Here is a 25,732-nt window from a genome sequence, read left to right on the forward strand (position 1 = left end):
GCTGCGGCGCGCGCGGTCGGGGCGGGTGCGGGGCGGGGCTCGGCTGGACGCGACATGGACACCATCTCAACACAGGGCGACGCGCGCCGGCCCCGCGTTGCCCGCCCGGGCGTCGACGGGTCAGACGGAGAGGTCCACCTCGGCCGCACGGGCGGCGCCGATGGCCGCGGCCAGCGTGGCCGCGGTGTCTCCGGACAGCGCCCCGTCCAGGGTCAGCACGGCCAGGGCGGCGCCCTCGTCGTCGCGCGAGACGTCCATGCCGGCGATGTTCACGCCCTGCACCCCGAGGGCCTGGCCCAGGACGCCGATCACACCCGGGCGGTCCTGATAGGCGAACACGAGCAGGTGGTCGGCCAGCGGCACCTCGAGCTCGTGCCGGTCCACGCCCACGAGCTTCTGCACCTGGCGCGGGCCGGTGAGTGTGCCGGTGACGGCGGTCTGGGCGCCCTGCGCGGTCGCGGCGCGCACCGTGACGGTGTTGCGGTAGGACTCGGACACCGCGGTGGTGGTGAGGCGGCACTCGACGCCGCGCTGCTCGGCCAGCACGGGGGCGTTCACGTAGGAGACCTGGTCCGAGACGATGTCCGTGAACACGCCCTTCAGGGCGGCCAGGCGCATCGCGGAGACGTCGTGCTCGGCGATCTCACCGGCGATCTCCACCTCGACGGCCGTGATGGACTGCTCGCCCACCAGCGCGGTGAGCACGCGGCCCAGCTTCTCGGCCAGCGGCAGGCCGGGGCGCACGTCCTCGTGGATCGCGCCGCCGGCCACGTTCACGGCGTCCGGCACGAGCTCGCCGGAGAGGGCCAGGCGCACGGAGCCGGCGACGGCGACGCCCGCCTTCTCCTGGGCCTCGGCGGTCGAGGCGCCCAGGTGGGGGGTGACGACGGCGGAGTCGTGGGCGAAGAACGCCAGGTCCGTGGCCGGCTCGGAGCTGAAGACGTCGATGCCGGCACCCCCGATGGTCCCGGCCTCGAGCGCGCGGGCGAGGGCGTCCTCGTCCACGAGGCCGCCGCGGGCCACGTTCACGATGATCGCGGTGTCCTTCATGCGGGCGAACTGCTCATCGCCGATCATGCCGACCGTCTCGGGGGTCTTGGGCATGTGGATCGTGACCACGTCGGCGCGCTCGAGCAGCTCGTCCAGCTCGACGAGGCTCGCGCCGAGCTGCTGCGCGCGGGCGGTGGTCACGTAGGGGTCGTAGGCGAGGATCTCCATGCCGAACGCCTTCATGCGCTCGGCCACGAGCGCGCCGATGCGGCCCAGGCCGATCACGCCCAGCCGCTTGCCGTACAGCTCGACGCCCGTGTACTTCGAACGCTTCCACTCCCCCGCCTTCAGCGAGCCGTGGGCGGCCGCGATGTTGCGGGCGGCGGCCAGGATGTGGCCGCAGGTGAGCTCGGCGGCGGAGATGATGTTCGACGTCGGCGCGTTGACGACCATGACGCCGGACTCGGTGGCGGCGGGCACGTCCACGTTGTCCAGTCCGACGCCGGCGCGCGCGATGACCTTCAGCTGCGGCGCGGCGGCGATCGCCTCGGCGTCCATCTGGGTGGCCGAGCGGATCAGCACCGCGTCGACGTCGCGCAGGTCCTCGAGGAGGCGGGCGCGGTCGGCGCCGTCCGTGCGGCGGATCTCGAAGTCGGGGCCGAGGGCCTCGACGGTGGCGGGCGAGAGTTCCTCGGCGATCAGGACGACGGGCTGGGCTGCGCTCACGGGTGCTCCTGGAGGTGTGGTGCGGTGGGATGGAAGGCGGGCCGGCCCGCGCTCCGGTCCGAGCCTAGACGCGTGACCGGACCGTGGCCGGAATGCGACGCCGGCCCCGAAGCGCGATGCCCGGGGCCGGCGTCGGGGGCTCAGGCGGCTCAGCGGGCCGCAGTGCCCTCGGTGTAGTCGTCGTCCGCGTCCTTGAGCCAGGAGAACATCTGGCGCAGCTCGCGGCCGGTCTTCTCGATCGGGTGGGCCTCGCCTCGGGCGCGCAGCTCCTTGAACTCGGGCGCACCGGCCTTCTGGTCGTCCATGAAGCGCTGCGCGAAGGCGCCGGACTGGATGTCGGCGAGGACCGCCTTCATGTTCTCCTTCACGTCGGGGGTGATGACGCGGGGGCCGGAGACGTAGTCGCCGTACTCCGCGGTGTCGGAGATGGACCAGCGCTGCTTGGCGATGCCGCCCTCGACCATGAGGTCGACGATGAGCTTCAGCTCGTGCAGCACCTCGAAGTAGGCGATCTCGGGCTGGTAGCCGGCCTCGGTGAGGGTCTCGAAGCCGTACTGCACGAGCTGGGAGGCGCCGCCGCAGAGCACGGCCTGCTCGCCGAACAGGTCGGTCTCGGTCTCCTCGGTGAAGGTCGTCTCGATGACGCCGGCGCGGGTGCCGCCCACGGCCTTGGCGTAGGACAGGGCGAGGGCGTGGGCCTGGCCGGAGGCGTCCTTCTCGACGGCGATCAGCGCGGGCACGCCGCGGCCGGCCTCGAACTCGCGGCGCACCACGTGGCCCGGGCCCTTGGGGGCGACCAGGGCGACGTCGACGCCCTCGGGGGCCTGGATGTAGCCGAAGCGCACGTTGAAGCCGTGCGCGAAGAAGAGGGCGTCGCCCTCCTGCAGGTTGCCGGCGATGTGCTGCTCGTACACGTCGGCCTGGACCTGGTCCGGGGTGAGGATCATGATCAGGTCGGCCTCGGCGGCGGCGGTGGCGACGTCGACGACGCGCAGGCCCTCGGCCTCGGCTTTGGCGCGGGACTTGGAGCCCTCGGCGAGGCCGATGCGCACGTCCACGCCGGAGTCGCGCAGCGACAGGGCGTGGGCGTGGCCCTGGGAGCCGTAGCCGATGACGGCCACGGTGCGGCCCTGGATGATCGACAGGTCGGCGTCGTCGTCGTAGAACTTCTTCACGGTCATGCTGTTCTCCTCACGGGATGGGTGGATCGGGACGGGTCAGCGGGCCAGGGCGCGGTCGGTCATGGACCGCGGCCCCCGGGCGAGGGCGAGGGTGCCCGAGCGGACGAGCTCACGCACGCCGTAGGGCTCCATCATCTCGAGGAAGGCCTCGAGCTTGTCACGGGTGCCGGTGGCCTCGAGGGTCAGGGACTCCGGGGCCACGTCGACGACGTGGGCGCGGAACAGGTCGGCCGCCTGGACGACCTGACCGCGGGTGGCGGCATCGGCGCGCACCTTGACGAGCAGGTGGTCGCGCTGAACGGAGGAGTCGGGCGTGAGCTCGACGACCTTGATCACGTTGATCAGCTTGTTCAGCTGCTTGGTGACCTGCTCGAGCAGGTCCGTGTCGGCGTCGACGACCACGGTGATCCGGGACAGGCCCTCGACCTCCGTGACGCCCACGGCCAGCGAGTGGATGTTGAACGCGCGCCGGGCGAAGAGGCCGGCCACGCGGGTCAGGGTGCCGGGCACGTCCTCGACGAGCACGGACAGGGTGTGGCGTTCCATCGGTTGCCCTCCTCAGTCTTCCTGGTCCCAGTCGGGCGTCATGCCCCGGGCCACCTGGATCGCGTCGTTGCTGACCCCCGCGGGGACCATCGGCCAGACCATGGCGTCGCGGGAGACCACGAAGTCCACGATCACGGGGCGGTCGTCGATGGCGAGGGCCTGCCGGATGGTGTCGTCCAGGTCCTCCCGGCGGTCGCAGCGCAGGCCCGCGGCGCCGTAGGCGTCGGCGAGCTTGACGAAGTCCGGCACCCGGGCGGTGTCATGGCCCGTGTTCAGGTCCGTGTTCGAGTAGCGCCCGTCGTAGAAGAGGGTCTGCCACTGGCGCACCATGCCCAGCGAGGAGTTGTTGATCACCGCGATCTTGATGGGGATGCGGTTGATCACGCACGTGGCGAGCTCCTGGTTGGTCATCTGGAAGCAGCCGTCGCCGTCGATGGCCCAGACCACGCGGTCGGGTTCGCCCACCTGCGCCCCCATCGCGGCGGGGACGGCGAAGCCCATCGTTCCGAGGCCGGCCGAGTTGAGCCACTGGCGCGGACGCTCGTAGGCGACGAACTGGCTGGCCCACATCTGGTGCTGGCCGACGCCGGCCACGTAGGTGGCCTCGGGACCGGACAGGGCCGACAGACGCGAGATCACCTCCTGGGGCGCGAGGAGGCCGTCCTCGGTCTCGGTCCAGCCCATCGGGTAGGTGTCCTGCAGGCGCCGCAGCACCGCCCACCAGTCGGCGAGGTCGGGCAGCGCCTCGGGGTCCGTCGCGAGCTCGGCCACCAGGTCCGGGATGATCTCCTTGACGTGGCCGACGATCGGCACGTCCGCGGTGCGGTTCTTGGAGATCTCGGCCGGGTCGATGTCCGCGTGGATCACGCGGGCGCCGGGGGCGAACGAGGGCAGGTGACCGGTCACGCGGTCGTCGAAGCGGGCGCCGAGCGTGATCAGCAGGTCGGCCTGCTGGAGCGCGGCCACGGCGGGGACGCCGCCGTGCATGCCCGGCATGCCCAGGTGCTGGGGGTGCGAGTCGGGGAAGACGCCGCGGGCGGTGAGGGTGGTGACCACCGGGGCGCCCGTGAGCTCGGCGAGGGCGCGCAGCTCCTCGTGGGCCTCGCCGCGGGCCACGCCGCCGCCCGCATACAGCACGGGGCGCCGGGCCTCGCGGATCAGCCGAGCGGCCTCGCGGATCTGCCGGGGGTGGCCGCGCAGGACGGGGCGGTAGCCGGGCAGGTCGATCCGGGGCGGCCACGCGAACTCGAACTCGCCCTGCTGGGCGTCCTTGGTGACGTCCACGAGCACGGGCCCGGGCCGGCCCGTGGCGGCGATGTGGAACGCCTCGGCGAGGGCCTGGGGGACGTCCTCGGGCCGGGTCACGAGCCGGGAGTGCTTGGTGATGGGCATCGTGATGCCCACGATGTCCGCCTCCTGGAAGGCATCCGTGCCGATCGCGGCGGAGGAGACCTGGCCGGTGATGAACACGACCGCCTGGGAGTCCATGTGGGCGTCCGCGATGGCGGTCACCAGGTTGGTGGCGCCGGGACCGGAGGTGGCGATGGCCACGCCGACCTTGCCGGTGGCCAGGTGGTAGCCCTGCGCCGCGTGACCGGCACCCTGCTCGTGGCGCACCAGGATGTGGCGGATCCGATCGGAGTCCATGAGCGGGTCGTAGGTCGGCAGGATGGCGCCGCCGGGCAGCCCGAACACGTCCGTGACCCCCAGCTCCTCCAGGGAGCGGATGATGCCCTCGGAGCCGGTCATCCGGGTCGGCTCGACGCGGGAGCCCTCGCCGGGCACCCGCGGCTCGACGATCTCGGGCCGGGGGGCCGGACGGCGCTCCTGGACCCGGGCGGTCTCCGTCGGGCGGGAGGCCGGCGTCGGGACCTGCGGGACCGCCGCGCGGGCGTCGCGGGGGGTCGTGCTCATGGGGTCACCTCACTGCGTTCGTCGCTGCGTGTCCGTCGCGGGGGCGTCGGACGGTCGTCGTTCGGATCCGTCGGGCGTCGGGGACCGTGGCCGCGTCGATGACGGATCGGGCCGGCGTGGCGGAGTCTGAGGTGGGGACACGGGCCGCCGGGTCCTTCGGGGTGGTCTCAGTATCGACAGCCGTGCGCCCCGTCCGCCATCGACCACCCGCCTGTCTCGCAATGTGAGATAAAGCGTCACATCGTGAGACGACCGGGCGGTCGGGGTCGGATCCCGGGCCTGCGCCCACCCTAGTCAGCCGCCGAGGGGGCGGCCGCGTCCACCCACGTTCCGTGACGGAGCACCCCGCGCACCTCGAGCTCCGGGCCGAAGACGACGGCGTCCGCTCGGCTCCCGGCTCGGAGCCGGCCGACGTCGGGAAGCCCCAGGGCGTCCGCGGGCGCGGCCGTCGCCGCCCGCAGCGCGGCGTCGAGGTCGACCCCGGCGACGACGGCGGAGCGCACCGAGCCGGTGACCGTGGCCGTGGACCCGGCGATGGCCCCGGCTGCGCCGTCCGCGCCGACCACCCGCGCGACGCCGTCGTGGACCCGGACCCGCAGCGGCCCGAGGGGGAACTCGCCGTCGCCGCAGCCGGCGGCGGCCATGGAGTCCGAGACGAGGATCCACCGCTCCCCGGCCTCCCGGGCGACCCGCCGCACCGTGGCCGCATGCAGGTGGACGCCGTCCACGATGGTCTCGATCCCCACGCGCGGGTCCTCCAGCAGGGCGACGGCCGGCCCGGGCTCGCGATGGTGGGTGGGCCGGCACGCGTTGTGCAGGTGCGTGGCCATCCGCGCCCCCGCGTCGATCGCCGCGCGCGTGGTCTCGTAGGAGGCGTCCGTGTGGCCGATCGCGACGACGACGCCCGCCTCCGCCAGCCGGCCCACCGCGTCGAGGGCCCCGGACAGCTCGGGGGCCAGCGTGACCATCGCCAGGTGGCCCGCGCCGACCTCGACGAGGCGAGCGACGTCCTCGGGCTCCGGCGCCCGCAGCGACGCGGCCCGGTGCGCGCCGCGGTGCAGGGGCGAGAGCCAGGGACCCTCGAGGTGCACGCCGGCCAGCACCCCCTCTGCGCACAGGGGCGTCAGGGCCGTCAGCTGCGCCGCGAGCGCGTCGACCTCGTCCGTGACGAGGGAGGCCACCACCGTGGTCGTGCCCGCGCGGGCGTGGGCCGCGGCCGCCGCGCGTGCCGCGGCCGCGCCGGACTCGACGGCGTGTCCGCCGCCGCCGTGGCAGTGCACGTCCACGCAGCCGGGAGCGAGGAGGGCGTCGCCGAGGTCGTGGACGGGGCCGTGGGTGCGCGGCGGGTCCCCGGTCCCGACGGCCACCACCCGGCCCTCGGCCAGGGCGATCCAGCCGGGGCCGCCGAGGCGCTCGCCGTCATGGACGCGGTCCGCGCGCAGCACCGACGGGGACGCGGCGGCCTGCGGCGCCTGCTCGGCGCGCGGCCGGTGAGGGACCGAGGCGGGCACGGATGCACCTTCCGGGGTGGGCGGGTCGATGGACGAGGGGCGCTCAGAGGCCCTGCCAGGACGGCTTGGCCTCCCACATGTGGCGGTACTCCCCCGCGAGCTCGAGTCGCCCTGCGGCGGCCTCGTCCACGAGGACGGTCACATGCGGGTGCAGCTGCAGGGCCGTGACCGGCCAGCGCGCGCTCACGGGGCCCTCCACGAGCTGCCGCACCGCCTCGGCCTTGCCCTCGCCCCGGGCCAGCAGGACCAGGTGTCGGGCGTCGAGGATCGTGCCCACGCCCTGGGTGAGGCAGTGGGTCGGGACCTGGTCGAGGTCGCCGTCGAAGAAGCGGGCGTTGTCCCGCCGGGTCTGCTCGGCGAGCACCTTGATGCGCGTGCGGGAGGCGAGGGAGGAGCCGGGCTCGTTGAACGCGATGTGCCCGTCCGTGCCCACGCCGAGCAGCTGCACGTCCACGCCGCCGGCCTCGCGCAGCGCCTCCTCGTAGGCGGCGCAGGCGCCCGGGACGTCCGCCGCCCCGCCGTCCGGACCGTGCACGGCCTCCGGGGCGATGTCCGTGCGCACGACGAACTCCCGCTCGATCACGGTGCGGTAGGACTCGGGGTGTCCCGCGGGCAGGCCGACGTACTCGTCCAGCAGGAACGCGCGGCAGGAGCGCAGGGACAGCTCCCCGTCCCGGACCCGGCGGGCGAGCTCGTCGTAGACGGGCAGGGGCGAGGAGCCGGTGGCCAGCCCCAGGACGGCCTCGGGACGGGCCGCCACGTGGGCGGCCACCGCGTCCGCGCCGTGCCGGCCCAGGGCGGCGGCGTCGGGCAGGATGACGACCTCCATCAGCGCGCCTCCCGCCCGGGACGCGGCGCGGGTCCCCCGGCCCGGGCGTCGATCGCGTGCATGCTCATCCTCTGCTCGTCTCGGCGTGCGGGCCGACCGGGCCTCAGCCCAGGTAGGCGCCCTCGGCGGCGGAGTGCACCAGCTTGGCGTACTTACCCAGCACGCCCGTGGTGAACTTCGGCTCCACCGGCTCCCAGGACTCGCGGCGGGCGGCGAGCTCGGCCTCGTCCACGAGCAGGTCCATGGTGCGTCCGGCGATGTCCACGCGGATGCGGTCGCCGTCCTGCACCAGCCCGATCGGCCCTCCCTCGGCGGCCTCGGGGGCGATGTGGCCGATGCACAGGCCGGTGGTGCCGCCGGAGAAGCGCCCGTCGGTGATCAGCAGGACGTCCTTGCCCAGACCCGCCCCCTTGATCGCGCCGGTGATCGCGAGCATCTCGCGCATGCCCGGGCCGCCCTTCGGCCCCTCATAGCGGATGACCACCACGTCGCCGGCGGCGATGGTCCCGTCCTCGAGGGCGTCCATGGCGGCGCGCTCCCGGTCGAAGACGCGCGCGGTGCCCTCGAAGACGTCCGCATCGAAGCCGGCGGACTTCACGACAGCGCCCTCCGGGGCCAGCGAGCCGTGGAGGATCGCGATGCCGCCGTTGGGGTGCAGCGCGTCGTCCATGGTCCGGATGACCTTGCCGTCCACCGGGTCCGGATCGAGCGCGGCCAGGTTCTCGGCGAGGGTCTTGCCGGTGACGGTGAGGGTGTCCCCGTGCAGCAGGCCCTCGTCCAGCAGGGCCTTCATGACCACCGGGACGCCGCCGATGCGGTCCACGTCCGTCATGACGTACTGACCGAACGGCTTGAGGTCGGCGATGTGCGGGGTGCGGTCGGCGATGCGGTTGAAGTCGGACAGCTGCAGGTCCACGCCCGCCTCCCGGGCGATGGCGAGCAGGTGCAGCACGGCGTTGGTGGAGCCGCCGAACGCCATGGTCACGGCGATCGCGTTCTCGAACGCGGGCTTGGTCATGATGTCCCGGGCCGTGATGCCCTGGCGGAGCATGTTCACCACGGCCTCGCCGGAGCGGCGCGCGAAGGCGTCGCGGCGGCGGTCCGCGGAGGGGGCGGCGGCGGAACCGGGCAGGGACATGCCGAGGGCCTCACCGATGGAGGCCATGGTGTTGGCGGTGTACATGCCGCCGCAGGCGCCCTCACCCGGGGCGATGGACTTCTCGATGCGGAGCAGGTCCTCCTCGGACATGAGACCGCGGGCGCAGGCGCCGACCGCCTCGAAGGCGTCGATGATGGTCACCTGCCTCTCGGTGCCGTCGGTCAGGCGGGCCACGCCCGGCATGATCGAGCCGGCGTAGACGAACACGGACGCCAGGTCCAGGCGGGCGGCGGCCATGAGCATGCCCGGCAGCGACTTGTCGCAGCCGGCGAGCAGGACGGAGCCGTCCAGGCGCTCGGCCATCATCACGGTCTCCACCGAGTCCGCGATCACCTCGCGGGAGACGAGCGAGAAGTGCATGCCCTCGTGGCCCATGGAGATGCCGTCCGAGACGGAGACCGTGCCGAACTCCAGCGGATATCCGCCGGCGGCGTGGACGCCGTCCTTCGAGGCCTGGGCGAGGCGGTCCAGGGAGAGGTTGCAGGGAGTGATCTCGTTCCAGGACGACGCGATGCCGATCTGCGGCTTGCCGAAGTCCTCGTCCCCCATGCCGACCGCGCGGAGCATGCCGCGGGCGGCGGTGCGCTCCATCCCGTCGGTGACGTCGCGCGAGCGCGGCTTGATGTCGGGAGCGGCGGACGGGGTGCTGGGAGTCGACGCGGCGGAGTCCATGCCGCGGAGTCTAGTGAGCACGGCGCCACCGGGCCGACGCGACGTCCCCGTGTGACGGGTGCCGCAGCATGACACGCGCGGACGGGTCCGCGTACGTTGGGCCCATGGACACGCCCACCCTGCACAGACGGCTGCGCCGCGTCTTCGATGCGCGCGTGTTCAACCACGGCGACTACAACGTCGTCTACGGCCAGCCCTCGGGCTCCTCCTCCCCCCTCGTGATCGGCTACCGCCACCAGCCGCTCGAGATGCTGCTGTGCCCGTTCGACCCCACCTCCACCCCGGACGACCACGACCGCCGCGCGCCGGGCGTGGCCGAGGACGACCCGCACGGCCCGGTGACCGAGGCCTCCACGGACCGCGCCGACGTCGTCGAGGTGGGCCTGGCCAACGTGGCCACCGTGGCGGACACGGGCAGCGGCTATCAGGTGGAGACCGTCACGGGCTTCCGGACGTGGTTCGACGTCCCGGAGCACACGCGGGTGCCGGTGGGCGACCTCACGGAGGACGGCACCGCGGAGCTCGACCAGGCCGAGGACGCCACCGACTTCCACGCCTTCATGACCGCCTTCATGGACGAACTGGACCGCCTCTACGCGACCCCGGAGACGGACGCGACGGACGTCACGCCCCCCGATTTGCGCGGCGTCTGAAACCCCTGGTAGGGTTTCACCTCGTTGCACGGCGCACCGGAGAGATCCGAGAGGCGGTGCGGCACCTGCACCTCTAGCTCAACCGGTAGAGCATCTGACTCTTAATCAGCAGGTTCCGGGTTCGAGTCCCGGGGGGTGCACCCACCGAAGCGAAGGCCCCGTCTCCACGGAGACGGGGCCTTCGTCGTCCCCGCTCCCCGCCCGGGCCCACCGTAGGCTGGGGCCCATGACCGACACGACCCAGCACCGCCTCCAGCCCGGCGACACGGCACCCGCGTTCACCCTCCAGGACCAGGAGGGCCGGCCCGTCTCGCTGCGCGACAGCGCGGGCAAGCACACGATCGTCTACTTCTACCCGGCCGCGTCCACGCCCGGCTGCACCACGCAGGCCTGCGACTTCCGGGACAGCCTCGCCTCCCTGACCGCGGCCGGCTACGTCGTCCTGGGGATCTCCCCCGACCCGATCGGCAAGATCATCCGGTTCGCCGAGCAGGAGGGCCTGACGTTCCCCCTGCTCTCGGACGAGGACCACGCGGTGGCCGAGGCCTACGGCGCCTGGGGTGAGAAGAAGAACTACGGGCGGACCTTCGAGGGTCTGATCCGCTCCACGATCGTCGTCGGCCCGGACGGGAAGGTCACCCACGCGCAGTACAACGTGAAGGCGACCGGCCACGTGGCCCGACTGCGCCGCACCCTCGGCCTCGACGAGGCCTGATCCCCGCCCGCCGCGCCCGGGCGCCGCACGGTAGGATCGGGCCTCGCCCCGCCCGCGCGGGGTGTGCGCGGGCGTGGCGGAACTGGTAGACGCGCTGGATTTAGGTTCCAGTGTCCTGGACGTGGGGGTTCGAGTCCCCCCGCCCGCACTCCCCGGGCCCGCCCGACCCCGACGTCACCCGCCACAGGAGGCCGCCATGCAGCCCACTCGCCGCGCCTTCCTCGGCGGGGGCCTGGGCCTGCTCGGCCTGGGCGTGGCCGGCTGCGCGACGTCGCCCGCGGCGCCGTCCTCCGCCGCCCCGACCTCCTCGGGCCCGAGCCGGCTGCTCGTGGTCGGCGCCCCGGCGCGGGCGCTGACGCGGGATCCGGCCCGCGCGCTGGACGTCGAGTCCTTCCGTCTGATCCGCCAGGTCTTCGAGACGCTGCTCGGCGTGGACGCGGACACCGGCGCCCCCACGCCCCGCCTCGCCGAGCGGCACGAGGAGTCCGACGGCGGCCGCCTCCACACGTTCCACCTGGTCTCCGGGGTGGTGTTCGACGACGGCGAGCCGTGCGACGCCGCCGCCGTGGTCGCGAACATCGAGCGGTGGGCCTCCGCCCCTGCGCCCGTGGACGGGACCGTCGCCCCGCCCTCCTCGTTCGTCTCGGCCTTCGGCGGATACGCCGGGGACGCGGACTCCGCCTTCGCCGGCGTCGAGGCCCGCGGAGAGCTCGAGGTGCGGCTGCGCCTGCACTCCCCCCGCCGTCACCTCGCGGCCGCGCTGGCCTCGCCGGCCTTCGCGATCTCCTCGCCGGCCTCGTGGGACCGCACGGTCGACGTGGACGGCTCCGAGGTCACCACCCCCGCCGGCACCGGCCCCTACCGCTGGGCCGACGCCGCGGAGACCGCCGAGCTCACGCGCGCCCACCCGGGCGCCTCGGGCGCGACGATCCTGGTCCCCAGCGCCCGCCACCGCGGCTCCGATCCGGCGGCGTACCCGGTGGCCGTGCAGGCGTGGGGTCGGGCCTCCGTGCGCCTGCGGGAGCTGCGGCGCGGCACGGCGGATGTGATCGACGTCGTCGCCCCCGGCCAGCTGCGCCCCCTCGTCGAGGCCGGCACCCAGGTGCTGCCCCGGGACCCCCTGGGCGTGCTCTACGTGGGCATGAACCTGGACCACCCGAGCGTGCGCTCGCAGTACCTGCGCCAGGCGATCGCGTACGCGGTGGACCGCCCGCGCATCGCCGGCAGCGACGTCTTCCTCGAGGGCACCCGCCTGGCCCACGACCTCGTCCCCCCTCCCTCGGCGTCGGCGACGAGGAGGCGCGGCGCTACGACGTCAACCCGGGCCGGGCCCGCGAGTTCCTCGGCCTGGCGGGATACGACGGGGAGCCGTTGGAGTTCCTCTACCCGGCCGGCACGGCCCGCCCCTCCCTGCCCGAGCCGGAGCGGGTCTACGCGATGGTCGCCCGCGACCTCGGCGCGGTGGGGATGCACATCGTGCCCGTGCCCGTGCCGGAGGACCAGGACTACCTGCACGCCGTCGTCTCCCGACCCACCCGAGCCCTGCACCTGATGGGCCGCACCGGCGACTACCGCGACCCGCACGCGTTCCTCGAGCCCTTCGCGCGCTCGGGCCGCGCCGAGACCGGTTACCGCAACCCGCGCGTCGTCGAGGACGTGGACGCGGCCGCGGCCGAGACCGACGACGACGCGCGCCGCGCCCTGTTCCGCCGCGTCGTCCGGGCCATGGCCCTCGACCTGCCGGCGCTGCCGCTGGTCTATCCGATCTCGGCCCTGGCCACCGGCCCGCGCGTGGCCTCCTACCCGACGTCGCCGCAGCTGGACGAGCCCTTCTCGCGCGTCAGGCTGACCGAAGGCTGAACGCACCGGTAGTACAGTGGGAGATCACGGCGCCCGGCCCGACCGCCACTGCTCGGCCTGGTCTCACTGCGCCCACCCGCCGTCGTTCTGCTTCAGGAGTTGACCGTGCCCACCACCTCGTCCACCGCCACCCACGACGTCGTCCTGATCGGCGGCGGCATCATGAGCGCCACCCTGGGCGTGCTGCTGCAGAAGCTCGAGCCCACCTGGTCCATCGCCCTGTACGAGAGCCTCGATCAGGCCGGCCTGGAGTCCTCCGACCCGTGGAACAACGCGGGCACCGGCCACGCCGCCCTGTGCGAGCTGAACTACTCGCCCATGGACAAGAACGGACGGGTGGACGTCACCAAGGCGCTGGGCATCAACGAGCAGTTCTGGACCACCCGCCAGTTCTGGTCCTCCCTGGTGGCGGACGGCACGCTCAAGGACCCCAAGTCCTTCATCAACCCGCTGCCGCACATGTCCTTCGTGTGGGGTGACGACCACGCGGACTACCTCCGCACCCGCTATGAGGCCATGTCCGCCCAGCCGCTGTTCGCCGGCATGGAGCACAGCGAGGACCCGGAGCAGATCCGTGCCTGGGCCCCGCTGCTGATCGAGGGCCGTGAGCCGGGCCAGCGCCTGGCGGCGTCCCGCAACACCGGCGGCACCGACGTCGACTTCGGCTCCCTCACCCGCCAGCTCATCACGGCCATGGCCGGCGCCGGCGCCGAGGTGCGCTTCGGTCACAAGGTCACCGGCCTCACCCGCGGCACGGACGGCCGCTGGGAGGTCAAGGTCAAGAACAAGGCCGCCGGCTCCGAGCTCGTGGACCGCGCCCGCTTCGTCTTCGTCGGTGCCGGCGGCGGCGCCCTGCCCCTGCTGCAGAAGTCCGGCATCCCCGAGGCCAAGGGCTTCGGCGGCTTCCCGGTCTCCGGCCAGTTCCTGCGCTGCACGGACGAGTCCGTGGTCAACCAGCACATGGCCAAGGTGTACGGCCAGGCCGCCGTCGGCGCCCCGCCGATGTCCGTGCCCCACCTGGACACCCGCTTCGTCAACGGCAAGCGCTCCCTGCTGTTCGGCCCCTACGCCGGGTTCTCCACGAACTTCCTCAAGACCGGCTCCTACCTGGACCTGCCGCTGTCCGTGCGCCCGCACAACCTCAGCACGATGCTGGACGTGGCCAAGGACAACATGGACCTGACCAAGTACCTCGTGACCGAGGTGCTGAAGTCCCGGGACAAGAAGATCGACGCGCTGCACGAGTTCTACCCGGAGGCCGACGGCGGCGAGTGGGAGCTGATCACCGCGGGCCAGCGCGTGCAGGTGATGAAGCGCAAGGGCCGCTTCGGCGGCGTCCTGCAGTTCGGCACCGAGGTCGTCACGCACGCGGACGGCTCGCTCGGCGGCCTGCTCGGCGCCTCGCCGGGCGCCTCCACCGCGGCCCCCATCATGGTGAAGCTGCTCGAGCGCTGCTTCCCCGCGAAGATGGCCGGCTGGGACGGCACGCTCAAGGAGCTCATCCCGTCCCTGGGCCACACGCTCAACGACGACCCGGCGCTGCTGGACGAGGTCCGCACCGTCACGGACGCCGCACTGAAGCTGGCCTGACGCCCCGATGGGAGCGCTCGCACGGTTCTCACTCGGTCGGCGGGCGCTCGTGGCGCTCGTCACCGTGTTCATCGCGGTGTTCGGCGTCCTCTCCGCCGGGCAGCTCAAGCGGGAGCTGATCCCCCCGCTCGAGCTGCCCGTCATCTCCGTCTCGACGCTCTACCCGGGGGCGTCCCCCGAGGTCGTGGACGCTCAGGTGGGCGAGCCCCTCGAGACGGCCCTGCAGGCCGTGGAGGGGCTCGAATCCTCGCGGTCCACGTCGCAGTCCGGCTTCAACGCGGTCCAGCTGGAGTTCGCCTACGGCACAGACCTGAACCGGGCCCGGTCCCAGGTGGACCGCGTGGTGGCCAACCTGGGGCCGCAGCTGCCGGAGGAGGCGGAGACCTCGTCCTTCGCGGGCTCCGTCTCCGACTTCCCGGTGGTCTTCCTCGCCCTGTCCGGGGACGAGGACCTCAACACCCTGCGCCGCCGCGCCGAGGACGTCCTGGCCCCGCGGCTGCAGAAGATCGACGGCGTCCGCGGCGCCGACGTCCTCGGCGGCACGGACGAGAACGTCTCCGTGGTCCCGGACCCGGCCGCGCTCGCCGCCGCCGGGCTGACCACCTCCGACATCACCGACGCGCTCGAGGAGAACGCCGGCCTCTTCCCCGTCGGCCAGGTCACCGAGGGCGCGACCACCTATCCCGTCCAGGCGGGCGCCGCCGTCGAGGACCTCGAGGGCCTGCGCGGGATCGTCGTCGCTCCCTCCGGCGACGGCGAACCGCGCACCCTGGACGAGGTCGCCGACGTCACCCTCGTGGCCGCGGCCCCCACCTCGCTGACCCGCACCGACGGGGTGCCGACGCTGTCCGTCTCCGTGACCGCGACCCCGGACGCCGACCTCGTGGCGGTCTCTCAGGCCGTGCGCGACGCCCTGCCGGAGCTGGCGTCCCTGGTCGGCGGCGGCGCGGACCTGACCGTGGTGTTCGACCAGGCCCCGTTCATCCAGCAGTCCATCGACACGCTGTTCCAGGAGGGCCTGCTGGGCCTGGCGTTCGCCGTGCTGGTGATCGCCGTGTTCCTGCTCTCGGTGCGCTCCACCCTCGTCACCGCCGTGTCCATTCCGCTGTCCCTGCTGGCCGCCCTCATCGGGGTGGCGGCCTTCGGCTACTCCCTCAACACGCTAACGCTCGGGGCGCTGACGATCTCGATCGGCCGAGTCGTGGACGACGCGATCGTGGTGGTGGAGAACATCCGCCGGCACCTCGGCCTGGGCGCCGACCGGCGCACCGCGATCCTGGACGGCACGCGCGAGGTCGCCACCGCGATCACCGCCTCCACCCTCGTCTCCGTGGCCGTGTTCCTGCCCATCGCCTTCGTGGGCGGCCTGGCCGGCGAGCTGTTCCGGCCCTTCGCCGTGACCGCCACGGTCGCCCTGCTGGCCTCCCTCGTCGTCGCCCTGACGATCGTGCCGGTGCTGTGCTGGTGGTTCCTGCGCTCCCCGCGGCGCGGGGCCGAGACCACGGCCGCGCCCGCCGTCCCCGGCGACCGGCCCGTGGCGGCCGGCGGATGGCTCACCCGGGCCTACCGCCCGGTGCTGCGCTGGACACAGCGGCACACCGTGGTCACCCTCGCCGCCGCCCTGGCGCTGCTGGCCGGCACGGCCGCGCTGGTCCCGCTGATCCCCACGAACCTCCTGGGCGACTCGGGACAGAACTCGTTCGTCGTCACGGCGGAGCAGGAGCCGGGGGCGTCGCTGGAGACGACGGCCGCCGCCGCCGAGCGCATCGAGCGCGTGCTGCTGGACACCGACGGCGTCGAAACCGTCCAGTGGACGGCCGGCACCGCCGCCGGTCCGATGGGGGCCTTCGGCGGCTCCTCGGCGGACCGGGCGCGGTTCACGGTGGTGACCGACCCGGATGCGGACCAGGTGGCCCTTCAGGACGGGGTGCGCGCCGAGCTCACCGGTCTCGACGGCGTGGGCGACGTGTCCGTCTCCACGCAGCAGGGGCCGAGCGGCGGCCAGGACATCGAGGTGTCCGTCTCCGCCCCCGACCCGCAGGCCCTCACCGCGGCCGCCGATCAGGTCGCCCAGGCGCTGCGGCCCGTCGAGGGTGCCCGCGAGGTGACGACGCCGGCCTCGGACCTGCGCCCGACGTTCCAGGTGGACGTGGACACCGTCGCCGCCGCCCGGCTCGGCCTGACCGAGGAGGCGGTGGCCGGCCAGGCCGCCGCCGCCCTGCAGGCCGTGCCCGTGGGCGAGGTCCGCTTCGGGTTCGAGAGCTTCGCGGTGCAGCTGGGTGACCCGGAGCCGGTCGAGTCCCTCGACGCCCTGCGCCAGGTGCCCGTGGAGACGGCCGAGGGGCCCGTGCCGCTGGGGGACCTCGCCGAGGTCTCGCGGATGTCCGTACCTGCCCGGGTGACGTCCTCGAACGGCGAGCGGACCGCCGTCGTCACGGTGACCCCGGACGACGAGGACCTCGGGGCCGTCTCGCGCCGGGTCACGCAGGCCGTGGCGGAGCTGGACCTGCCCGAGGGCGTCACCGCGGCCGTGGGCGGCGCGGCGGAGCAGCAGGCGCAGACGTTCCGGGACCTCGGGCTGGCGCTGCTGGCCGCCGTGGCGACCGTGTACGTCGTGATGGTGGCGACGTTCAACTCGCTGCGCCAGCCGCTCGTGCTGCTCGTGTCGATCCCCTTCGCCGCCACGGGCGTGTTCCTGGCGCTGCTGGCCACCGGCACGCCGCTGGGACTGTCCACGATGATCGGGCTGCTCATGCTGGTGGGCATCGTGGTGACGAACGCGATCGTGCTGATCGACCTGATCAACCAGTACCGCCGCGACCGCGGCATGACCTTGGACGAGGCGATCGAGGTGGGCGCGCTCAACCGCGTGCGCCCGGTGGTGATGACGGCCCTGGCCACCGTCCTGGCCATGACCCCGATGGCCCTGGGCGTCACGGGGCACGCGGGGTTCATCTCCCAGCCCCTCGCGGTGGCCGTGGTGGGCGGCCTGGTGTCCTCCACCCTGCTCACGCTCGTGCTCGTGCCCGTGCTGTACCGGCTCACCGAGGTCCGCGGGGAGCGCCGCCTGCAGGAGGAGCGCCGTGTCGCGGCCGAGTGGGAGGCGCAGCGCGTCGCGGCCGAGCGCGCGGCCGAGCAGGCGCGCCGGGCTGAGGAGCGATGGGCGGCCCCGTCCGAGCTCGACACCGGACGCCTCGGCCGACTCCGGCAGCGCCTCCGCCGGCGGTGGCGCCGGGCCTGACCTCACGCGTGGCGCGGGCCGGGGCGGCGGGGCGCACCCCCGTCGCTCAGGCGCCGTCGTGCACCGCGAGGCTCGAGCCGCGCCGGTCCTTGCGCACCTCGAGGCGCACGCCGATCTCCTGCCTCATCCGTTCGACGTGGGAGACGAGGCCCACGGTCCGGCCACCGGTCCGCAGGGTGTCCACGACGTCCAGGACGTCGTCGAGGGTGTCCGCGTCGAGCGAGCCGAAGCCCTCGTCCACGAAGAGCGTGTCCAGTTCGATGCCGCCGGCTTCGGCCTGCACGGTGTCCGCGAGCCCCAGGGCGAGGGCGAGGGAGGCCATGAAGGTCTCGCCGCCCGAGAGCGTGGCCGGGTGGCGCGTCTCGTCCACGTAGTGGTCCCGGATGACGAGTTCGAGGCCCTTGTTCCCGCGCCCGCCCACGGCGTCGGAGTACTCGATCGAATACCGCTGGTCCGTCATGGCGAGCAGACGCTCGGTGGCCGCGGCGGCGACCTCCTCGAGCCGCCCGGCGAGGACATAGCTCGTCAGGGGCATCTTGAGCAGGTTCTCCCCGCCGCCGCGGACGAGGTCGAGCAGCGCCCGCACCCGCGTGTGCTCGGCGATGAGCCCGGCGGACCGCTCCAGGACCTCGGTCAGGGCGGCCGACTGCCGGCGCACCGTGGCGACGAGCGAATCGAGCCGCCCGACCGCCGTCGCCCGGGACGAGCTCGCGGCCTCGGCCGCGGCGAGCGCCTCGGCGGCGGCGCGGGTCTGCTCCTCGGTCGGCGGCTCGACGCCCGCCTCGGCGAGGGCGCGGCCCCGGCGGACGGGCTCGCTCGCCTCGAGCTCGGCGAGGCGGGCCCGTTCGGCGTCCCACTCCTGCACGGCGGCCGTGCGGTCGGCGGCCTCCGTCTCCTCGAGGCGGGCCGCGCGCGCCGCGTCGACGTCGTCGAAGCGCTGTTCGGCCAGCGTGGCGGTGAGCGCCTGTCCGGTCTCGTCGGCGACCGCCCGGGCGCGCGCGTCCTCGTCCTGCGCCGCAGCGAGGGCGGCCAGGACCCGGCGTGCGGCGGTGACCTGGTCGCGGCGGGCGTCGAGGGTCTCGGCGTCGCCGCGGGCGGCCTCGACGGCGTCCCGCAGCTCGGTCAGCCGGGCGGCGCGGTGGGCGGCGGCCTCGGCGAGCCGGCCGTCCTCGGCCGCGAGCGCGGCGGCGGTCTCGTCGGCCCCGGCGAGCGTCTTCTCGGCGGCGGTCAGCCGGCGGCGGTCCGCGGCGAGGTCCTTCGCCGCCTGGTCCAGCGCGGCCCGTTCGGTCTCGGCGCGCTCGAGCGCCTCCCGCGCGGCCTCGGGTGCGAGCCCGGCGGCGGCCTCGCCCGCCGAGCGGAGGGTCTGCTCGGCGGCGCGCAGGGCGGTCTCGGCGTCGGTCGCGGCCCGGTCGGCCGCGGTCCGGGCCTGCTCGGCGTCCCGCACGTCCGCCTCGGTCACCGCGGTGTCCGCGGTCGCGGCCGGGGCCGGGTGCTCGGGCGAGCCGCACACGGCGCACGGCTCGCCGGGCACGAGCCGCTCCGCCAGTTCGGAGGCGGCCTGCTCGTACCGGGCACGCAGCAGACCGACGTGCCGTTCGGCGGCCTCACGTCGCCGCTCCTGTGCCTCCCGGTGGGCCCGGGCCGCGGTCTCGACCTCGACGGCGCGGGCGGCCGCGGCCTCGGCGGCCGTGCGGCGAGCGGCGGCCTCGGACACGGCGCGGTCCACGGCCTCCCGGGCGCCGAGACGCTCGGTGCCGCGTTCGACGACCGCGCGGTGTGCCGCGACGGCCGCCTCACGCTCGGGGCGGGACTCGACCAGGGCGGCGCGGTCGCGGTCGATCTCGGCCCGACGCTCCGCCGCGGCGGCCGCCTCCTGCTCCAGCTCGCGCATCCGGTCACGGTCCCGGACGGCGCGCGCCACCGCCTCCGCGGCGCGCTCGGCCTCCCCCAGCGCCTGGCGGGAGGCGGGCGCATCGGCGGCCCCGTCCGCCCGGGCGGCGGCGAGCCACGCCGCCGCGGTCGGCTCGTCCTCGACGTGCGCCAGGGCCTCCGTCACCGCCTCCGACGCGGTGCCGGCGGCGTCCGCCGCCGCGGAGGCCCGCTGGGCGGCCGCGAGCACCCGCCCGGCGCGCTCATGGGCGTCGACGGCGCGGCGCCGCGCCGCGGCGGTCTCGGCCTCGGCGTCGTGGTCGCGTCGACGGCTCGCCCACGCCTCGGCCGCGGCCAGGTCCCGCCCGCGGGTCTCCAGCTCACGCGCCGTCACCCGGGCCCGCTGCTCCGCGGCGCGGGCCGTGGCGAGGTCGGCCCGCGCGTCCTCGTGGGCGCGACCTGCGCGCTCGGCGGCGAGGGCGAGCAGCCGGTCGTCCGTGTCCGGTGACGGCTCCGGCGCATGCCAGTCCGGGCCGAGCGCCTCGTGGAGCGCCTCGGCCAGCTGTGCCCGCGCGGTCCGGGCCACGTCCGCGTCCACGGCCACCGCGGTGTCCAGCCGGGCCGTCTCGACGCGCAGGTGCTCCTCGACGCCGTCGAAGCGCTGCGTGCCGAAGAGCCGCCGCAGCAGGACGCGGCGCTCATCCGACTTCGCGGTGAGGAACTGGGCGAACTGTCCCTGGGGCAGCAGGACCACCTGTATGAACTGCTCGGCGTCCAGGTGCAGGACGGCCGCGATCTGCTGGCCGACCTCGTCCGCCCGGGTGAGCGGCGCCGTCCATTCCCCGTCCACGCGTTCCCGCAGGGAGACCGTGGCCTGCGTGGTGACGGTGGCGCCCCCCGCTGCGCTGCGTCGCCGGCGGGGCCGCTCGTGCTTGGGTGAGCGGACCACCTCGAAGCGCCGGCCCTGCACGGTGAACTCGACCTGCACCTCGGGGATCACCGCGCCCGGCTCGCGCAGCGTGGTCACGAGCGACTCGGCCGACCGTCCGCCTGGCACGGTCCCGTAGAGGGCGAAGCACAGCGCGGCCAGCACCGTGGACTTGCCCGCGCCGGTGGGCCCGTCCAGCAGGAACAGGCCGGCCGCGTTGAGCCGGTCGAAGTCGACGTCCTGCGCCTGGGCATAGGGCCCGAGCCCCTCCAGGCGCATCCGATGGATCCTCATGCGCGCACCTCCGCCGCACGGGCGGCCTCGAGGGCGTCCCGCAGCAGGTCCTGCTCCGCCTCGCTGGCCGGCCGCTGCCGGACGTGGTCCACGAAACCGACCGCGAGCGCGTGGTCCGAGGGTGCCTGCCGCAGGACCTGGGCGTAGGTCCGCTCCCGGGCCCGCCTCCCGCCGGCCGGTTCGTGGCGGAAGACGAGCACGGAGGGGAACCGGGTCTTCAGGCGCTCCAGGGCCCGCTCGGGGCGTTCGTCGTCGGTGACGGTGACCTGCACCCAGCACTGCTCCGCCCACGCGAACTCCGGGGACTCCAGCAGGTCCTCGATCGGCCCGGACAGCACCGCCAGGCGCCGTCCGGCGTCCCAGTCCACGGCCTCGACGTCGGTGACGGCCCCGCCCGTGACGTGGACGAGCCAGCCGCCCTTGCGGTGGCCCGCCTCGGCGAAGGAGTACGGCAGCGGTGAGCCGGAGTACCGCACGTGCTCTGCCAGCCGCTGGCGGCCGTGCAGGTGGCCCAGGGCCGCGTAGTCGAGCCCGTCGAACACGGAGACCGGCACCTGCCCCAGCGTGCCCACCAGCATCTCGGGCGGGGCGTCCGGCTCAACGTGCTCGCCCTCGCCGATGTCCCGTTCGGACTCGGAGCCGTGGCCCCCGGCCGCGAACAGGTGGGCCAGCACGACGGCGGCCACCGGCTCCGGCGTCTCGGCGCGGCGGGCGGCCAGATCGGCGTGGACGCGGCGGACCGCCTCCGTCAGCACGGCCGTGTGGTGGGGCTCCACGCCCCAGGCCGGTCCCTGGTGGCGCGGTTCGAGGTAGGGGATGCCGTAGACGGCCACGGTCTGGCCCGCACCGCCGTCGACCCCGGGCTCGGTGAGCAGCACGGGGCGGTCCAGCTCCGCCGCGTCCGCGCGCACGTGCACGCCCGCGGCCGCCAGGAGTCCGCCGCCGAAGCCGAGGCGCACCGCCGAGTCGTGGTTGCCGCTCGTGAGCACCACCTGGGCGCCGGCCGCGTGCAGCCGGGTGAGCGTCCGGTCCAGCAGCCGGACGGCGTCCGCCGGCGGCAGCGCGCGGTCGTACACGTCCCCGGCCAGCAGGACGGCGTCCACGCCGCGCTCCGTCACGGTCGCGACGAGGGCGTCCAGGACCTCCTCCTGGGCCTCGAGCAGTCCGGTGCCGTGGAACGACCGGCCCAGATGCCAGTCCGAGGTGTGCAGCAGGATCATGCGGCCCACTCTAGGGAGGGTGTGGACGGGATAAGCACGACGCGGTGCAGCTCGTACGATGGCGGCATGTCCGCCACCGCGCCCGAGCCCACCGCCTCCTCGTCCACGCCCCTGCCCGGCCCCGAGCACGCCGACCGGGTCCTGGCCCTCCTCGCGGCCGGTGCCGCCGGGGACGCGCTGGGCGGCGTCGTCGAGTTCACCCCCGCGTCGGGGATCGAGGCGGTGCACGGCCCCGCCGGCGTCACCGACGCCGCGGACCTGCTCGCCCAGGAGGGCACCCACGCCCTGCCGATCACGGACGACACCCAGCTGACGCTGTACGTGCTCGACGGCCTGCTCGAGTGGATCGAGTGGCAGAACGACGGCGTCCTGGCCGATCCCGCCGCGTGCGTGTGGCTCGCGTGCCTGCGCTGGTTCGCCACGCAGGACGGCGCGCTGCCCGAGGGCGCTCCCCCGGCCCCGCCCCGCTGGATCGACGCGCACGCGGAGCTGAAGGTGCGCCGCGCGCCGGGCACCGCGTGCCTGAGCGGGCTCGCCGAACCGGGGATGGGCCTGCCGGGCGACCCGCACAACCCGGGCTCGAAGGGCTGCGGGACGGTCATGCGCTCGGCCCCGTACGGGATGGTGCCGGGGCTCGAGGACCCGCACGTCGTGTCCCTCGCCCGCCAGGGGGCCGTCCTCACGCACGGCCACCCCACCGCGTGGGTCGCGGCGGCCGCGTACGCCCTCGTCATCGCGGCCCTGCTGCGCGGCCTGGACCTGGCCGCCGCGGTCGCGCACGCCCGCGCGTGGCTCGACGGCCTGGGCGAGGAGGCCGAGGAGACCCGCGCCGCCGTGACCGCGGCGGTCGACCTGGCCGGCACCGTCGACGCCGACCCCGGCGCCCCCGGTGCCCTCCCCACCGCGCTCGGCGAGGGCTGGGTCGCGGAGGAGGCCCTGGCCATCGCGCTGTATGCCGCGCTCACCGCGCAGGCGGCGCACCCGGCCGATCCGGCGGCGGCGCTCGCCCTGGCGCTGCGGATCGGCGTGAACCACGACGGCGACTCCGACTCCACGGCCTCGCTGGCCGGGCAGGTGCTCGGCGCGGCGCACGGCACCGCCGTGTTCGGCGCGCACGACCCCGCGGACCGCGCCGCGGCCGAGGCCTCCGTCCCGGGGTGGATCGCCGAGCGCGAGGTCGTCCTGGAGGCCGCCCGGCGCTGGAGCGCCGCGACCACCTGAGTGGTTCAGCGCGCGGCGTCCGGCCAGTTCCCGTCGAGCATCTGCAGGAACTCCCCCTCGGAGACCAGGGCGATGGCCTGCCCACGGTCCCGCCGGCGCAGGGCGTCCCGCGTCTTGCGGTGCGCCAGCGCCGTGGTCACGGCCTGCGGTGCCCCGTCCTCGGCGCGCGGGCGGTGCAGGTCCGCGGCCTCGAAGCCGTCCCCCACGACGAGCATCGTGGTGGCCGCGCCCACCCGGTTCGCGGTCTGCGCGCCGTGCGCGGCCGCGCGCGTCTTGGCACTCTGACGCGACATGCCGATGCCGCCCGTGAACACCACGGTCTGGCCGAACAGGGGGTGACCCGGGTCGGCGGTCGGGTTCGGGGGCGGATTGACGCCCTCGTCCGGCCAGCGCATGAAGTCGGGCATGGCGCGTTCGTCCCGCAGCGGGACCCGCGCGTCGAAGACGCCCTCAGTGCGCCGGGCCTGGCGGGTGGCCTTCGACTCGGCGCCCGATCCCGCCGCCCGGGGGGCGAGGACGCTGACGCCCAGCCCCTGGGCCCGCATCAGGCGGTCGACGCCGCGGCCGGCCGGCGCGTCGGTCAGCCCGGGCAGAATCTCCGCGTCGGCCGGCGGCGCCCCCAGCACGCGCCGGCCGATGTCCACGAGGATGGCCGCGCAGGCCTCGGCGTCGGCCAGTGCGTCGTGGTGGCGTCCCGGGGTGAACCCGGCCTCGCGCGCCGCGGAGGGCAGGGCGTACGAGGGCAGGTCGTAGACGCGGCGCGCCAGCACCAGGGTGCACACGAACTCCAGGCCCGGCACGTCCCGGCCGGAGACCTCGAGGCCGGACTCGATGACGCCGACGTCGAAGCCCGCGTTGTGCGCCGCGAGCACGTCCGTCCCCACGAAGTCCGCGAGCTCGTCGTACACCTGCGCGAACCGGGGGGCGTCCAGGACGCGGTCCTCGGTGATGCCGTGGATGCGCACGTTGCGGGGATCGAACCGGTCGAAGCCGACGGGCGGACGGATCAGCCACTCCGCACGGTCCACCATGACCCCGTCCCGCACCCGGACGGCGCCCACGGCACACGGGGAGCCGCGGAAGCCGTTGGCGGTCTCGAAGTCGATCGCGGTGAAGTCCAGCCCCGGCACGGGGGCGCGCCCGCCGCTCACGGGCGCGCGTCGAGCGCGTCCACCAGGTAGGGCAGCAGGGCGCGGAAGGCGTGCCCCCGGTGGCTGATCGCGTTCTTGTCCTCGGGGCTCAGCTGCGCGGTGGACACGTCCCGGCCCTCGGGGCGCAGGATCGGGTCGTAGCCGAAGCCGCCGTCCCCCACGGGCTCGCGCAGCAGGGTGCCGGGCAGGCGGCCGTGCTCGACGTGCTCGACGTGGATGGCCCGGGCGCCCGCGGCGTCCGGGCCGCTGGGGACCGCGAGCGCGGCGGCGCACACGAACTGGGCACCCCGATGCTCGTCCGGCACGTCGGCCAGCTGGGCCAGCAGCAGCTCGAGGTTGGCACGGTCGTCCCCGTGGCGCCCGGCCCAGCGGGCCGAGAAGATCCCGGGGGCGCCGTGCAGCACGTCCACGGCCAGACCGGAGTCGTCCGCGACGGCGATCAGCCCCGTGTGCGCGGCCACGGCGCGGGCCTTCTTCAGCGCGTTCTGGGCGAACGTGACGCCGTCCTCGACGACGTCCGGGGCGCCCACGGCGCCCGCGTCCACCACCGCGGCCTCCACGTCGAGGCCGGGCACGGCGCCGGCGAGCAGCTGCCGCAGCTCGCGCACCTTGCCCGCGTTGTGCGTGGCGAGCACGACGCGGGCGCCCTCCGGCAGGCCTGCCGACGAGGAGGCGGGCGCGCTCACGCCCGGTCCTCCGTGGCGGCGGCCAGGGTCTCGGCCTGGACGCGGGCCAGCTCACCCGTGCCGATCAGGGCCAGGTCCAGCAGGGTGTCCAGCTCGGCGCGGGTGAACGGCGCGCCCTCGGCGGTGCCCTGCACCTCCACGAACTCCCCGGCCCCGGTGACGACCACGTTCATGTCCGTCTCCGCCTTCACGTCCTCCACGTACGGCAGGTCGAGGACGGGCACCCCGTCCACGATGCCCACGGACACCGCGGCGACGGAGTCCTTGAGGACGGCGGCGCCCTTCGCGAGGATCCCCTCGCGCCGCGCCCAGGCCACCGCCTCGGCGAGGGCGACGTAGGCGCCCGTGATGGCGGCGGTGCGGGTGCCGCCGTCGGCATCGAGGACGTCGCAGTCCAGGACGATGGTGTTCTCCCCCAGGGCGGACAGGTCGATGACGGCGCGCAGGGACCGGCCGATCAGGCGGGAGATCTCGTGGGTGCGCCCGCCGATCCGGCCCTTGACGGACTCGCGCTGGCTGCGCTCGTTGGTGGCCCGCGGGAGCATCGCGTACTCGGCGGTGACCCAGCCGGTCCCCTCGCCCTTGAGCCAGCGCGGCACGCCCTCGGTGAAGGAGGCGGTGCACAGCACGCGGGTGTTCCCGAACTCGATCAGGGCCGAGCCCTCCGCCTGCCGGGACCAGCCCCGGGTGATGGTGATGGGGCGCAGCTCGTCGACGGCGCGGCCGTCCGGGCGGGGGGCGGTGGGGGCGGGAGAGCTCATGGCCTCCAGTCTAGG

The 25,732-nt window shown here is 74.8% G+C and carries 19 protein-coding genes and 2 tRNA genes; 9 read left to right on the forward strand and 12 right to left on the reverse strand.

Features of this window, described 5'->3' with window-relative positions; genetic code table 11:
• Positions 1-120: 120 nt before the first annotated feature.
• From serA to ilvD, 7 genes are all read right to left on the reverse strand, one after another.
• Positions 121-1,716 carry a phosphoglycerate dehydrogenase gene (gene serA / locus OVA32_RS08890; RefSeq protein ID WP_041103194.1) on the reverse strand — a complete coding sequence of 532 codons (1,596 nt, stop codon included), beginning with the start codon at positions 1,714-1,716 and terminating at the stop codon, positions 121-123.
• Between the two features lie 149 nt (positions 1,717-1,865).
• Complete coding sequence (gene ilvC / locus OVA32_RS08895) at positions 1,866-2,897, reverse strand: ketol-acid reductoisomerase (protein ID WP_036338342.1); 1,032 nt, start codon at positions 2,895-2,897, stop codon at positions 1,866-1,868.
• A gap of 36 nt (positions 2,898-2,933) precedes the next feature.
• Entirely contained in the window at positions 2,934-3,443 is a 510-nt protein-coding gene (ilvN, locus tag OVA32_RS08900; protein WP_002854209.1) for an acetolactate synthase small subunit, read from the reverse strand.
• Between the two features lie 12 nt (positions 3,444-3,455).
• A complete protein-coding gene (locus tag OVA32_RS08905) occupies positions 3,456-5,357 on the reverse strand; it encodes an acetolactate synthase large subunit (protein ID WP_101967178.1) in 1,902 nt (633 codons plus the stop codon).
• A gap of 290 nt (positions 5,358-5,647) precedes the next feature.
• Entirely contained in the window at positions 5,648-6,868 is a 1,221-nt protein-coding gene (locus tag OVA32_RS08910; RefSeq protein ID WP_134416613.1) for an N-acetylglucosamine-6-phosphate deacetylase, read from the reverse strand.
• A 43-nt stretch (positions 6,869-6,911) separates the two neighbouring features.
• Complete coding sequence (nagB, locus tag OVA32_RS08915) at positions 6,912-7,697, reverse strand: glucosamine-6-phosphate deaminase (protein WP_036382115.1); 786 nt, start codon at positions 7,695-7,697, stop codon at positions 6,912-6,914.
• Positions 7,698-7,800: 103 nt separating this feature from the next.
• A complete protein-coding gene (gene ilvD, locus OVA32_RS08920) occupies positions 7,801-9,528 on the reverse strand; it encodes a dihydroxy-acid dehydratase (protein WP_036382119.1) in 1,728 nt (575 codons plus the stop codon).
• 104 nt (positions 9,529-9,632) lie between these two features.
• Here ilvD and OVA32_RS08925 point away from each other — a divergent pair, with 104 nt between their 5' ends.
• The 8 genes from OVA32_RS08925 (at position 9,633) to OVA32_RS08960 (ending at position 17,587) form a co-directional block, all read left to right on the forward strand.
• Positions 9,633-10,181, forward strand: coding sequence for a hypothetical protein (locus tag OVA32_RS08925; protein ID WP_095353806.1), 549 nt, complete (start codon positions 9,633-9,635; stop codon positions 10,179-10,181).
• A 67-nt stretch (positions 10,182-10,248) separates the two neighbouring features.
• A tRNA-Lys gene (locus OVA32_RS08930) sits at positions 10,249-10,321 on the forward strand.
• Positions 10,322-10,407: 86 nt separating this feature from the next.
• A complete protein-coding gene (gene bcp / locus OVA32_RS08935; protein ID WP_010078986.1) occupies positions 10,408-10,896 on the forward strand; it encodes a thioredoxin-dependent thiol peroxidase in 489 nt (162 codons plus the stop codon).
• 67 nt (positions 10,897-10,963) lie between these two features.
• Positions 10,964-11,044: transfer RNA gene (locus OVA32_RS08940), tRNA-Leu, on the forward strand.
• A 48-nt stretch (positions 11,045-11,092) separates the two neighbouring features.
• The gene (locus tag OVA32_RS08945; RefSeq protein WP_267714125.1) at positions 11,093-12,448 is read left to right on the forward strand and encodes an ABC transporter substrate-binding protein; all 1,356 of its coding nucleotides are present in this window, start codon (positions 11,093-11,095) and stop codon (positions 12,446-12,448) included.
• Positions 12,373-12,756 (forward strand): hypothetical protein, encoded by a 384-nt coding sequence (locus tag OVA32_RS08950; protein WP_267714127.1) that lies wholly within the window; start codon positions 12,373-12,375, stop codon positions 12,754-12,756. Before OVA32_RS08945 ends, OVA32_RS08950 begins: the two co-directional genes overlap by 76 nt.
• Positions 12,757-12,861: 105 nt before the next feature.
• On the forward strand, positions 12,862-14,346 hold the full coding sequence (locus OVA32_RS08955) for a malate:quinone oxidoreductase (RefSeq protein ID WP_036312979.1): 1,485 nt from the start codon (positions 12,862-12,864) through the stop codon (positions 14,344-14,346).
• Positions 14,347-14,353: 7 nt separating this feature from the next.
• Positions 14,354-17,587: an efflux RND transporter permease subunit gene (locus OVA32_RS08960; RefSeq protein ID WP_041103205.1), complete on the forward strand. Its 3,234-nt coding sequence runs from the start codon at positions 14,354-14,356 to the stop codon at positions 17,585-17,587.
• A gap of 46 nt (positions 17,588-17,633) precedes the next feature.
• Here OVA32_RS08960 and OVA32_RS08965 read toward each other — a convergent pair whose 3' ends face one another.
• Both OVA32_RS08965 and OVA32_RS08970 read right to left on the reverse strand, forming a co-directional pair.
• Positions 17,634-20,678, reverse strand: coding sequence for an AAA family ATPase (locus tag OVA32_RS08965; RefSeq protein ID WP_267714130.1), 3,045 nt, complete (start codon positions 20,676-20,678; stop codon positions 17,634-17,636).
• On the reverse strand, positions 20,675-21,898 hold the full coding sequence (locus OVA32_RS08970; RefSeq protein WP_036312989.1) for an exonuclease SbcCD subunit D: 1,224 nt from the start codon (positions 21,896-21,898) through the stop codon (positions 20,675-20,677). The genes OVA32_RS08965 and OVA32_RS08970 overlap by 4 nt, the downstream gene beginning before the upstream one ends.
• 66 nt (positions 21,899-21,964) lie before the next feature.
• Between OVA32_RS08970 and OVA32_RS08975 the strand changes: the two genes are divergently transcribed.
• Positions 21,965-23,119: an ADP-ribosylglycohydrolase family protein gene (locus OVA32_RS08975; protein WP_041103209.1), complete on the forward strand. Its 1,155-nt coding sequence runs from the start codon at positions 21,965-21,967 to the stop codon at positions 23,117-23,119.
• 5 nt (positions 23,120-23,124) lie between these two features.
• Here OVA32_RS08975 and OVA32_RS08980 read toward each other — a convergent pair whose 3' ends face one another.
• Genes OVA32_RS08980 through rph form a run of 3 tightly spaced genes read right to left on the reverse strand, consistent with a single transcriptional unit; the run spans position 23,125 to position 25,717 of the window.
• The gene (locus OVA32_RS08980; protein ID WP_036312995.1) at positions 23,125-24,270 is read right to left on the reverse strand and encodes an exonuclease domain-containing protein; all 1,146 of its coding nucleotides are present in this window, start codon (positions 24,268-24,270) and stop codon (positions 23,125-23,127) included.
• Entirely contained in the window at positions 24,267-24,956 is a 690-nt protein-coding gene (locus OVA32_RS08985; protein ID WP_036312997.1) for a non-canonical purine NTP pyrophosphatase, read from the reverse strand. Before OVA32_RS08985 ends, OVA32_RS08980 begins: the two co-directional genes overlap by 4 nt.
• Positions 24,953-25,717, reverse strand: coding sequence for a ribonuclease PH (gene rph / locus OVA32_RS08990; protein ID WP_036313000.1), 765 nt, complete (start codon positions 25,715-25,717; stop codon positions 24,953-24,955). The genes OVA32_RS08985 and rph overlap by 4 nt, the downstream gene beginning before the upstream one ends.
• Positions 25,718-25,732 lie beyond the last annotated feature (15 nt).

Source organism: Micrococcus sp. SL257, from assembly GCF_026625585.1.
Classification (GTDB): domain Bacteria; phylum Actinomycetota; class Actinomycetes; order Actinomycetales; family Micrococcaceae; genus Micrococcus; species Micrococcus luteus.

Coding starts and splice junctions, on each gene's coding strand:
- OVA32_RS08925 (WP_095353806.1), top strand. CDS start 9,633: ATGGACACGCCCACCCTGCACAGACGGCTGCGCCGCGTCTTCGATGCG.
- nagB (WP_036382115.1), bottom strand. CDS start 7,697: ATGGAGGTCGTCATCCTGCCCGACGCCGCCGCCCTGGGCCGGCACGGC.
- OVA32_RS08905 (WP_101967178.1), bottom strand. CDS start 5,357: ATGAGCACGACCCCCCGCGACGCCCGCGCGGCGGTCCCGCAGGTCCCG.
- ilvD (WP_036382119.1), bottom strand. CDS start 9,528: ATGGACTCCGCCGCGTCGACTCCCAGCACCCCGTCCGCCGCTCCCGAC.
- ilvC (WP_036338342.1), bottom strand. CDS start 2,897: ATGACCGTGAAGAAGTTCTACGACGACGACGCCGACCTGTCGATCATC.
- OVA32_RS08975 (WP_041103209.1), top strand. CDS start 21,965: ATGTCCGCCACCGCGCCCGAGCCCACCGCCTCCTCGTCCACGCCCCTG.
- bcp (WP_010078986.1), top strand. CDS start 10,408: ATGACCGACACGACCCAGCACCGCCTCCAGCCCGGCGACACGGCACCC.
- OVA32_RS08960 (WP_041103205.1), top strand. CDS start 14,354: ATGGGAGCGCTCGCACGGTTCTCACTCGGTCGGCGGGCGCTCGTGGCG.
- rph (WP_036313000.1), bottom strand. CDS start 25,717: ATGAGCTCTCCCGCCCCCACCGCCCCCCGCCCGGACGGCCGCGCCGTC.
- OVA32_RS08945 (WP_267714125.1), top strand. CDS start 11,093: ATGCAGCCCACTCGCCGCGCCTTCCTCGGCGGGGGCCTGGGCCTGCTC.
- OVA32_RS08965 (WP_267714130.1), bottom strand. CDS start 20,678: ATGAGGATCCATCGGATGCGCCTGGAGGGGCTCGGGCCCTATGCCCAG.
- ilvN (WP_002854209.1), bottom strand. CDS start 3,443: ATGGAACGCCACACCCTGTCCGTGCTCGTCGAGGACGTGCCCGGCACC.
- OVA32_RS08970 (WP_036312989.1), bottom strand. CDS start 21,898: ATGATCCTGCTGCACACCTCGGACTGGCATCTGGGCCGGTCGTTCCAC.